Origin of the sequence: Sphaerotilus sp. (assembly GCF_041083715.1) — a bacterium.
Taxonomy (GTDB): Bacteria; Pseudomonadota; Gammaproteobacteria; order Burkholderiales; family Burkholderiaceae_C; genus Sphaerotilus.
Window position 1 is genome coordinate 21,756 of sequence record NZ_JBFPGY010000185.1, and the last position, 10,397, is coordinate 32,152.

11 protein-coding genes and 1 tRNA gene are annotated in these 10,397 nt (G+C 66.1%); 2 read left to right on the forward strand and 10 right to left on the reverse strand.

Translation table 11 applies throughout. The annotated features are described in order from the left end of the window. Position 1: 1 nt before the first annotated feature. Together recN and AB3X43_RS08265 are read right to left on the reverse strand one after the other, a co-directional pair. Positions 2 to 1,714 (reverse strand): DNA repair protein RecN, encoded by a 1,713-nt coding sequence (recN, locus tag AB3X43_RS08260; protein ID WP_369429365.1) that lies wholly within the window; start codon positions 1,712 to 1,714, stop codon positions 2 to 4. After that, positions 1,714 to 2,604 (reverse strand): NAD kinase, encoded by an 891-nt coding sequence (locus AB3X43_RS08265; RefSeq protein ID WP_369429366.1) that lies wholly within the window; start codon positions 2,602 to 2,604, stop codon positions 1,714 to 1,716. The genes recN and AB3X43_RS08265 overlap by 1 nt, the downstream gene beginning before the upstream one ends. A gap of 83 nt (positions 2,605 to 2,687) precedes the next feature. Here AB3X43_RS08265 and hrcA point away from each other — a divergent pair, with 83 nt between their 5' ends. After that, positions 2,688 to 3,713: a heat-inducible transcriptional repressor HrcA gene (hrcA, locus tag AB3X43_RS08270; protein ID WP_369429367.1), complete on the forward strand. Its 1,026-nt coding sequence runs from the start codon at positions 2,688 to 2,690 to the stop codon at positions 3,711 to 3,713. A 31-nt stretch (positions 3,714 to 3,744) separates the two neighbouring features. Then, positions 3,745 to 3,821, forward strand: a tRNA-Ile gene (locus AB3X43_RS08275). A 1,090-nt stretch (positions 3,822 to 4,911) separates the two neighbouring features. On the opposite strand, the gene AB3X43_RS08280 is transcribed toward AB3X43_RS08275, so the two are convergent. The 8 genes from AB3X43_RS08280 to AB3X43_RS08315 form a co-directional block, all read right to left on the reverse strand. Next, positions 4,912 to 5,808: a hypothetical protein gene (locus tag AB3X43_RS08280; protein WP_369429368.1), complete on the reverse strand. Its 897-nt coding sequence runs from the start codon at positions 5,806 to 5,808 to the stop codon at positions 4,912 to 4,914. 19 nt (positions 5,809 to 5,827) lie between these two features. Further along, positions 5,828 to 6,025, reverse strand: a complete 198-nt coding sequence (locus AB3X43_RS08285) for a hypothetical protein (protein ID WP_369429369.1) — start codon at positions 6,023 to 6,025, stop codon at positions 5,828 to 5,830. Between the two features lie 76 nt (positions 6,026 to 6,101). Further along, positions 6,102 to 7,004 (reverse strand): hypothetical protein, encoded by a 903-nt coding sequence (locus AB3X43_RS08290; RefSeq protein WP_369429370.1) that lies wholly within the window; start codon positions 7,002 to 7,004, stop codon positions 6,102 to 6,104. A 36-nt stretch (positions 7,005 to 7,040) separates the two neighbouring features. Beyond that, complete coding sequence (locus AB3X43_RS08295) at positions 7,041 to 8,051, reverse strand: plasmid recombination protein (protein ID WP_369429371.1); 1,011 nt, start codon at positions 8,049 to 8,051, stop codon at positions 7,041 to 7,043. Between the two features lie 100 nt (positions 8,052 to 8,151). Further along, positions 8,152 to 8,604 carry a hypothetical protein gene (locus AB3X43_RS08300; protein ID WP_369429372.1) on the reverse strand — a complete coding sequence of 151 codons (453 nt, stop codon included), beginning with the start codon at positions 8,602 to 8,604 and terminating at the stop codon, positions 8,152 to 8,154. Then, positions 8,601 to 8,879 (reverse strand): hypothetical protein, encoded by a 279-nt coding sequence (locus tag AB3X43_RS08305; RefSeq protein WP_369429373.1) that lies wholly within the window; start codon positions 8,877 to 8,879, stop codon positions 8,601 to 8,603. The genes AB3X43_RS08300 and AB3X43_RS08305 overlap by 4 nt, the downstream gene beginning before the upstream one ends. Before the next feature lie 77 nt (positions 8,880 to 8,956). After that, complete coding sequence (locus AB3X43_RS08310; protein ID WP_369429374.1) at positions 8,957 to 9,631, reverse strand: hypothetical protein; 675 nt, start codon at positions 9,629 to 9,631, stop codon at positions 8,957 to 8,959. Positions 9,632 to 9,768: 137 nt separating this feature from the next. Further along, positions 9,769 to 10,397, reverse strand: a 629-nt coding sequence (locus AB3X43_RS08315; RefSeq protein ID WP_369429375.1) for a tyrosine-type recombinase/integrase, incomplete at its 5' end; no start/stop codon positions are given.

Below are 10,397 nucleotides of genomic sequence, written 5' to 3' on the forward strand. Positions count from 1 at the left end.
GTCAGGGAACGCGATGGGGCTGGGGATGCTGGAGGCGGGAGTCCACGGCGGCAAGCATCTCACGGGCGTGCGCCAGGCCGGCGTCCGAGCGGGTTTGTCCACCCAGCATGCGGGCAATTTCGCCGATGCGTGCGGTGGCATCCAATGTGCGGATATCGCTGCGCGTGCGGCCGTCCTCGCTGGCCTTGCTGACCAGCAGGTGCGTGTCGGCACAGGCGGCCACCTGCGGCAGGTGGGTCACGGCCAGCACCTGGCGCTCGCTGCCCAGTCGGCGCATCAGCCGTCCCACCGTGTCCGCCACCGCTCCTCCCACGCCCGAATCGACCTCGTCGAAGATCAGCGTGGCCGCACCCGTGCCCCGTGCCTGGCGCTGCTGGCTGGTCGTCACGGCGATGGCCAGCGCGATGCGTGACAGCTCGCCGCCCGAGGCGACCTTGCCCAGTGGCCGCGGTGTGCTGCCGGCGTGGCCGGCCACGAGGAACTCGGCCGACTCCAGCCCGTGCGATTGCGGCTCCGGCAGTGGCTCCAGCGCGATCTCGAAACGCCCGCCCGCCATGCCCAGCGCCTGCATCGCGGCGGTGACGGCGGTGGCCAGCGTCGGCGCCGCCCGGTGGCGCGCGGCCGAAACCCGGCTGGCGGCGGCCAGGTAGAGCTGCCACGCCGCTTCGGCCTGCTGCTGCAGGGCGTCGAGGTCGGCGGTGGCGTCGATTTCCTGGAGCTGCGCGCGCCACTGCGCCAGCACTGCCGGCAGCTCCTCGGGCATGCGCCGGTAGCGCCGCGCCAGCCCGACCCAGGACGACAGCCGTGCGTCGAGTTCGTCGAGCCGGTCGGGGTCGAGTTCGGTGCGGCGCAGCAGGGCGTTGAGGCTGTGTGCCGCATCGGCGAGCTGTGCGTGGGCACTTTGCAGCACCTCGATGACCTCTTGCAATTCGGGCGCGTAGCCGCTGACTTCACTGAGCGTGTCGAGCGCGCGGCCAGTGAGGGTCTCAGCGCTCGACTCGCCTTCGCTGGTGACCTCGATCGCCGCCCGCAGCGCGTCGAGGATGGCCTGCGCATGCGCCAGCCGCTGGTGCTCGGCGTTCAGCTCGGCCCACTCGTGTTCGCCGGGCGAGAGCTTGTCCACCTCGCCGATCTGCCAGGCCAGTCGTTCGCGCTCCAGTGCCCGCTCGGCGCCTTGCTGGCGGGCAGTGTCGAGCCGGGCCTGCTGCGCGCGCCACTGCTGCCAGGCTTCGGTCATGTGGCGGGGGTCGATCGCGGCGTAGTCGTCCAGCAGGGCACGCACCGAGGCCGGTCGGGTCAGGCTCTGCCAGGCGTGCTGGCCGTGGATGTCGACCAGGTGCTCGCCGACCTCCTTGAGCTGGCCGACAGTGGCTGGGCTGCCGTTGATCCACGCCCGGCTCTTGCCCTGCGCATCCACCGTGCGGCGCAGCAGCAGGGTGCTGGGGGCATCGTCCTGGGCCTCGAAGCCGGCCTCGTCGAGCCAGGCGGCCAGCGCCGTGGGCGTCGGCTCGAACTCGGCGCTGATCTCTGCCCGTGCCTCGCCCTCCCGAACCACGCCCGCGTCACCGCGGCCGCCGAGGGCCAGTTGCAGCGCGTCGATGAGGATGGACTTGCCGGCACCCGTCTCGCCGGTCAGCACGGCAAACCCAGGCTGGAACTCCACTTCCAGCCGGCTGACGATCACGAAGTGGCGCAGGGACAGCCGTCGCAGCATCAGTGGCCTCCGTCGCCAGGCACGACGCCTTCGTTCCAGTGCAGCTTGTGGCGCAGCGTGGCGTAGTAGTTCCAGCCGCGTGGATGCAGAAAGCGCACGCGGTGCTCCGAGCGTTGCACGACGATCCGGTCGCCGTGCAGCAGGCTGGCCAGCGACTGCATGTCGAAGTTCACCGACGGTTCGCGCGCCGAAACAATCTCGATGCTGATCTCGCCCGAATCCGGCAGCACGATCGGCCGGTTCGAGAGCATGTGCGGTGCGATCGGCACCATCAGCCAGCCGGCCACGCCTGGGTGCAGGATCGGCCCGCCCGCCGACAGCGCGTAGGCGGTCGAGCCGGTCGGCGAGGACACGATCAGGCCGTCGGCGCGGAAGTTGGCGACGAACTGGCCATCCACCTCGACGCGCAGCTCCAGCATCGACGTCGTGCCGCTGCGCAGCACCACGTCGTTCATCGCCACGGCCGTGTAGATCGCCTCGCCGCCGCGCACCACGCGGCCGTCGAGCATCGCGCGGTGTTCTTCCTCGTAGTCACCGGCGAGCATCGCGCGCAGCGCCTGCGTCACCCGGGCGACGGGGATGTCGGTGATGAAGCCCAGCCGGCCCTGGTTGATGCCGACCATCGGCACGCCGTAACGCGCCAGTGTCCGGGCGATGCCGAGCATGGTGCCGTCGCCGCCCACGACGATGGCCAGGTCGCAGTGTTTGCCCAGCTCGTCGGGCGTGAGCATCGGGTAGCCGGTCAGACCCGTGTTGAGTGCGGTGTCGGCCTCGATCGACACCTCCAGCCCGCGCCGGGTGAGCAGGTGGGCGATCTCTTCCAGCAGCGGGCGCATGCCCTGGGCCTGGTACTTGCCGATGAGCGCGGCGTGTCGGAATCGGCTGGTCATGGAGAAATTACACCACAGGCGTTTGACGGGTCCCCGAGGGCCGAACCCACCCGGGTACCCCCGCGAACTCTACAATCGGTTTCATGATGGATGACCGCGCGAAGATGCTCCTGAAGACGCTCGTCGAGCGCTATATCGCCGATGGGCAGCCTGTGGGGTCGCGCACGTTGTCGAAGACCTCGGGGCTGGAGTTGTCGCCGGCCACGATCCGCAACGTGATGGCCGATCTGGAAGAACTCGGCCTCATCGCCAGCCCGCACACCTCGGCTGGCCGCATCCCCACCGCGCGTGGCTACCGTGTGTTTGTCGACACGATGCTCACCACGCGCCCGGCGCAGCGCTTCGAAGATTCCTCGATGGCCCCGCTGATCGAGCCACTGCAGCCCGACCAGCCCAAGCGCGTCATTGCCAGCGCGGCGCACCTGCTGTCCAACCTGTCGAGCTTCGTCGGTGTCATCACCGCGCCGCGCAAGACCAGCGTGTTCCGCCACATGGAGTTCCTGCGGCTGGGCGAGCGCCGCGTGCTGCTGATCCTGGTGTCGCCAGACGGCGATGTGCAGAACCGCGTGCTCTTCACCGTGCACGACTACACCCAGAGCCAGCTCGTCGAGGCTACCAACTACCTCAATACCCACTACGCCGGCCGCAGCATCGAGGACGTGCGCGAAGGGTTGAAGCACGAGGTGGACGCCCTGCGCAGCGAGATCGCCACGCTGATGCAGGCGGCCGTGCAGGCTGGCAGCGAAGCCGCCAGCGACGACTCGGCCCGCGTCGTCGTTTCAGGCGAGCGCAAGCTGCTGCAGGTCAGCGACTTCGGCAGCGACCTGGGCTCGCTGCGCAAGATGTTCGACCTGTTCGAGCAGAAGACCCAGCTCATGCGCCTGCTCGACGGCTCCAGCCGCGCCGAGGGCGTGCGCATCTACATCGGCGGCGAGAGCGGACTGGTGCCGATCGAGGACCTGTCGGTGGTCTCCGCGCCCTATGAAGTCGACGGTCATGTGGTCGGCACGCTCGGTGTCATCGGCCCGACCCGCATGGCCTACGACCGCATGATCCAGATCGTCGACATCACCTCGCGGCTGGTCGGCAACGCGCTCAGTCAGAAGTGAAAAGACCCTACAATCGCGGTCCTTCCTCCGGGGGCCGTTAGCTCAGTTGGTTAGAGCAGAGGACTCATAATCCTTTGGTCGTAGGTTCAAGTCCTACACGGCCTACCAATTAAATCAAGGACTTAGGCGCGGTTCAGCGTCTGTCACAGTCGGTGCGGTGCTTCCATGTAAGCGCCCATGTAAGCACTTCTCCGCGATGACCGGCCAGCGTGGCGCCTCCACCACGTCATCAGCGCCAGCCCGGACCCTCTCGCGCACGTCCAGCATCTCGAACGGCACCGGGCGACATCTCGAATCCAGCGCCCCGCCACAGAGGGAACAAGCAGCCGGGAGCAGCTCGCAACATCTCGAATCGGCGCGGCCACGATGTTGACCAGCAGCCAGGCGCCCGGGACTCAACCCGGTTGAGTGTTGAGCCTCAACGCCTTCAACACCGGCACAGGCTTTTACGGGCAAGTCGTGAAAGGGGGTGCCGCGCCTGCACCTCCTTCACCGCGAAGGCTTCGTAGTAGTGGAAACCTGTGACGGTCACAGGAATGGCAGCAACTCGCAGGCGCACACGCGGCACGGACTCACCAGCCAGACGCGACAAAGCCCGGACGTGCCGGGCCTCGGGGTGGTCTATATGTGGTCGGAATCAGCGCGGAACCGCTGCGAACCGAACCGCGAACTAGCCGGGTGCGTACCACTGCGTACAGGCTGCGTACCTCGGCTTTGCGTACCGGCTGACACCTTGCCTGCAACCATCGGCCCGTAACCTTGCCTGCGGTGTTACGGCGGGTGTTACGTGCCGGCCGTTACAGCGAGTCCGCCGTTTCTGGACTGTTTACCGCCACCGGAACCGCTCCGTTCCGCTTGTTCCGAAACCGCCCCGTTCCGTGCATACCGAGTTGGATACCGGGCACTGGATGCCTGCGTATTTGCTGGTAACCGGGCTGGAAACCGGGCGCTGGAAACCTGCGGGGATTGCGTGGAAATGCGCGAAAACCTGCGTAGAAACAGGAGCCATGCGCGGCACTTCTCCGGTCCAGTCTCGTCAACGTGAGTACTCGCTAACTTGTTGATTTGCTTGGTGTTTCAGTTGCGGTCATATGTCGTCATCGTATGCTATCTGTAGTCTTCTGCTGCGTAGTTTCAATTCCTGCGCACACGGAAAAGCCGGCTCAGTGGCCGGCCTTCTGGGTGGTGGCGTAGACGGTCAGGCGATGACGAACGAACCCGAGAACACCATGCTCGCAGCGGTCGGCACCAGCGTGCAAGGCTTGATGTCGCCGGCAGTGGTCACGGTGCCGGTGCCCGAAGTCTCACCGTTCGCAAAGGACAGGCTGAACGACGTTGCCAGTGCCGGCGCATAGGGCAGGCCCGTGACCTTGGTGCTTCCGGCTGCACTCGACCAGATGCCACCGCCCACCGATGTAACCGTGACGGTCCAGGTCAGCACCTTCCCGACTCGCGCCCATCTGCCAGCCAGCGCAATGCTTCCCGGACCGGTCGGAAGGTGGCCGGTCATCACAGGCGTGAACGTCCCTGACCCAAACGCGGTTTCGATGTCGTGCAGGCGGGTTCCGGCTTCGGCCGTAACTTGCTCAAGGTCCGCAGAGGTCCAGTTTCCCGCCGTGTCCTGAACGCCCACCAGCGATGCGCCTTTTCCGGCCACATGGCTACCGAGGTCGGCGCGGGTCACGTCGGGCCTAGGGGCCAGGAGGCGCCATCCTGCGGCGCTCGTGCCGTCCGGGTCGGTCACGTTGTTGTCGGTCTCGCTTTGCCATACGGTCACGCCATCCGTGGACAGCAGCACCGCGCCTTTCGGATGACCACCGATTGCCGTGGCGAATGCTGCATTGAACGGGTACAAACCGCCAGCCTGAGCCCAGCGGTTCGCGGCACTCAGCAGGTTCAGGATGGAATTGAAGTCGATGCGACTTGGCGGCATCCCGCCTGCGGCTTTGGGGATTGAGGTCGTGACGCCGAACCCGGTTTCAAGGCTCGGCTGATTTGCCGCAATGGCATCACTGGCATGCGCCGGGATGGCGCGGCGGTCACCGTTCTGGGCAAAGGCTACGGTGATGCGGTCGGGGAATTGGTTTGCGTTCATTTGGTGCTTTCGGTGGTGGTCAGGTGCGCGACTTGCGCGGGGCTTTCAGGTCGTCCGGGTCTTTTCCGAACAGGTGGGTGATGCGCTTCTCGGCTTCGGGGCTGAAGCCGTCTGCGTGATGCGTGTGGCTGGTGCCGGTGGCTGGCGGGATGGCCGGCAGTGGCTCGCCCAGTAGGCCGGACACCATCCAGGCGAACGGGTGGCCGGCTTCTGTCATCGGGTCAGCACCTGAGTGATTGCCTCGACGATGACCCACGCAAGGGTGCATCCGCAGAGGAAGGCGGTGATGTCGCTCATTGCAGGGTGTGGGTGGTGGCGGTGTCGGCGTGCAGCACACCCAGCCCGTGCGCCTCAAGCTCGCGGGCCTTCACCAGCAGCTCCTCGGGGTCAGCATCGAGTGCAGCGGCCACGGCATCGAGCGAGTACAGCGGCACGCCGTCATCCGTGCAGCGGTCTGGCTTCGGCAGGTGAATCCCGGATTCCTTCAGCTTCTCGTCAATGAACGCGGGGTTCTGCAGGTTCACGGCATGGACGATTGCAGCGAAGGCGCGGGGGTCTTCCTCCCCGTGGCGGTCAATCAGGGCGCGGGCGGCCTTGAAAGCCTCACGGACGGCCTTCTGCTTCGGCGTATCGGTCTTGAGGCGGTGCCAGTGCTCCACAGCGTCAACGACAACGCCGGCCAGCTCCAGACCGATGACGCGGCCCGGCTTCGGGCAGTCAGCCAGCGCACGGACCTTCTCGGCTCGGACGGCTTCGGGGTCGCATGGCGTGTTCGGCTCGGCAGCATCGGCCAGCGCCCGCAGCTTCTCGACGTAGGCAAAGCCATCGTGCGGCGTCAGCTTGAACAGGGCGAGTTCCAGCCCCGGCAGGTCATCGGCGGCCACCAGCTCACCCAGCAGGGCGCACAGGTCATCGGCGGGGATGTCTGCTGCCTCGGCTTCGGCGTCGGCCAGCATGGCGCAGAGGTCGCCCACCGTGCGGGCCTGTTCCTCGGTCATACCCGGACGGGTGCAGGCGCCGATGGTGGCGGCCACTGCACGGGCTTCTAGGTCTTGCAGGCTATCGGCGTCGGTGACTTCGCCGAACAGGGCATTGAAGCGGCCCCAGTCCATCGGCAGCGAGTCGCGGGCGGCAGTCAGGTTGCGCAGGCTGGCGAAGGTGTCGCGGGTGTCGGTCATGGTCGTGGTGTCGGTCATGGCGTTTGCTTGGTTCGGTGTGGTGTTCATGCGTGGTCAGCACCAGCCCGAAAGGGTCGGCGTCAGCACGGCGGGCGGTCGGCGTTGGCGCCAGTTGTCGGCGGTCTTGGGTGCGCTTCTGCGGCTGGTTTTGCCGGCTTGCAGGGACCACAGGCGGGGCGTCATCGGTGTGGCTGACGGTTGCCGGAAAACAGGCGTCTGCGTGCTGTTTTGCGGGTTGGCTTCGGTGAGGGGAAGCACTGCGCAATAAGGCGGTCGGGCTTTTTCGTGTGCATGGCGGTTGCCCGTTTCGAGAGACAGACCGCCATGCACATCGATGGCACCGACCGCCATGCACACCCCCGGGCGCTTCCACTCGGCGCCGGCCTTGCGCGTCAGTTCAGCGTCTCGACGGGCGGCCCCCGTTGCAGTCCGCGCCCCCTTGCCTGCAGTCAGCGCCAGCGCCTTCAACGGGTCGGCCGCTCGCCTGTTCGGCCGCAGTCCGAGTGCTGCGAAGACGTGCGCCATGAACTCGCGTCGTTGAATCGTGAACCGGCCAGCGCCTGCCGTGATGGCATGGCCGGCCAGCTTCCCGCCGACGACGGCCAGCGCAATGACGTGCAAGTGCGGGCGCCTCTGGTCGCGGTGAACCACGGCGCTCAGGACGTGCTGATACCGGCCATCCGCCCAGCGCAGACACTCCGCCCAGAATGCGGGCGTGTCGTGTCCGTCTGGCGGCTGGAACACCATCTCGATACCGGCGATGGCATCGGCGCGGGATGGAACGATGCCCAACTCGTCGAGGATGTTGCGCACTAGTTCCACGGCTACGGACAGGCGCGCAGAACCCCTCAGAACCTCGTTCAAGCCCGTCCGCGTCGGGTCAATGGGTGAGCGGTGCCTGTGCGCCTCGTTGCCCTCTCGCAGGTTGTGTGCGAGACACACTGGCAGCACATCCGCGAAGCCTGCAGCGCGTCGAACGGTCTTGACGTTCAACGCCTTGCCGGCAAAGCGCAGGCCAGCGCCCCATTCGTCCGTGTTCGTCGCCTTGTCGGTGTCGGCGCTCATCGCATGGCCTCCAGCAGCGCCAGCACAGCCGGCCATGCGTGCGCCATTGCGACGGCCAGCAGTCCGCACAGCAGCGCCTCAGTGAAGTCAGGGGGCGCGCTCACTTGGCACCCCCGTTGCGACGCTTGCGGGCGTTGACGCTGGCGGCTACGGCGCGGGCCTTCGGTGCGTTTTTCCGGCGTGCAGCCCGGACCCTGCGGACCTCGGCAACCCATGCACCAGCGCCAGCATCCAGCGCGGCGGCGCACTGGTCGGGATGCATCCAGTATTCCGACACCGTTGCAATCCGGCCATCTCGGCAGCCTGCGGCAAGGTCTGCGCGCTGGATATACCAGCCGTAACCGCCCAGCGCGTGAACTACTGCGGCCAATCTGGTCGTGCTGCTGTCGGTAACGGAGTGAAGTCCGGTCAGTCGCTCGCCTGCGATGAAGCGGGCCAATACGTCAGCGATGACCGTGTTCTGACGCGCAAGCAGTGCGCCGGGTGTCACAATCTCGGCGCCCGTGCCGGGTGCGCCTGCCTTGTCCTTCGGGTTCGGGGTGGGCGTTTTCATTGCGCCACCTCCAGACCCAGCACGCGGCGAATCTCAGCCACGGGCCAAAGCAGGCCACTACATCCGGGGATTCGATGCGGGCGGATAGCCCCCGTCTCGAAACAGGCGTGAGCGCGCAAAGTCTGCGGGCGCAGATTCAGGTGATGCGCTGCCTCTTCGGTGGTGATATGCGTCCGGGTTTCCAGCGCCAGCGGCGTGAAGGTCCGGGGAATCGAGCGGTCGCGGGGGCGACGGCCTCGGGGTTTTGCGGTGGTGGTAATTACTTCGGTTTGCATCGTTCGCTTTCGCTGTTGGAACGATGTCCGATTCTTCGCAGATATCGGCAGGTAGGCGCCTGCCGTTCGCCTGCCAATTACCTGCCGTGCAGCCTGCCGATGTGGGCTTTCACGTCTTCTGCGAACGCTTGCCGGCTGATTCCCTCGTGTTCCGCCAGCCGCTTAATACCTGTTGGTAGGCGGGTATAGGTGTCGGTCGGCATCCTCAGCCCGGCGTCAACGCACGCCTGATAACGGCGGGCCTGCCTAGCCTCTTTCGACACAGCAGGGGGCGCCACAGGCTCAGGAACGGCCACAGCGGGCGCGCTGGTAGGTGCTGCGGTTGTCTGCGCCAGCAGGGCCGCCACTTGGTCAATAGGCACCAGACCGTGCGCCATGACAAGGTCAAGCCCGAGCAACGTTTCACCCACTGCGGGCCGTGCTGCGAGCGTGTCGCCACTCAGGCCGGCCATATTCAGCCCGTCGATTCTGAAGTTTGCCGCTTGCGTGAAATGGCAGTCACGCCCGCCGTTCTGGGTCGGCTCCTGAAGGTACACATTGCCGTGCAGTACATGCGCAGGACTTCCATCGTCCAGGTAATGAGCGTTGCGCGTCCCGAATGATTCCATCCAGAAGACCGGGACTATTTCCCCACTCATGACGGCACGCCGAATCTTGCCATCGGTCCATCCCAATATTTCCCGCACCTCGGGGAAACTTACCGTGTCATCAAACCCGCGACGCTTGAGCGTTTCAATCTGTGCCGTTTTCATATCCTGCGCCCCTTCTAGCGCCCTTCATTCGGGAGCCACGGCAGGCGGGTGAAGGTTTACCGCTCTTCGGTCAGGGTTGCAATCTGCCCTAGCCGTGGCATTTCAGTTATACGCCAATCAATCCATAAACGCAAGAATCATACTGCACGTAATCGGGTTGGCTCTTCGCTGGCGCTGGGTTGTTCAATACCCGCCTGTTCCAGAATCCACGCTTCGGCGCGGGTATGCCACATTCTCAGCAGGTCCAGCGGTCGGCGCCTGTAGTGCTTTTCAGCCGTGGCGCTGGGTTTATGCCCCTGAATCTGTGCCACGACACCGGCCGGCATCTCGACCCATTCGCACAACGTCCCGAAACTGCGGCGCAGGCCATGAATCGTCAGGTGCGGCAGGCCAGCAGCAGAAAGGGCGCGTTCGTGCGCCTCTCGGGGGTCTTGAATGCGTCCATCGGCGGCGGTCGGACTGCTGAACACCCATGCATTGCGGCGGGGCAGGGCAGCCAGCAGGCGCGACACGTAGGGCGTGAGCGGGATGACACGGGCACCCTCCACCTTGTCGGCAATGGCGATGCTGCACCAGCGGAAATCGACATCCTCCCAACGCATCCCGGCCAACTCTTCGCGGCGGGCGCCGGTCAGCAGCGCCACCTGAAGGAACGCGGCCGGCACCGGGTTCGACAGCTTGCGCACAGCCTCGAACCACAGGGGCAACTGTTCGCGCTGTAGGCAATCGTCCTTCGTGCCCACCGGGGCCACCAGTTCGCGCACGC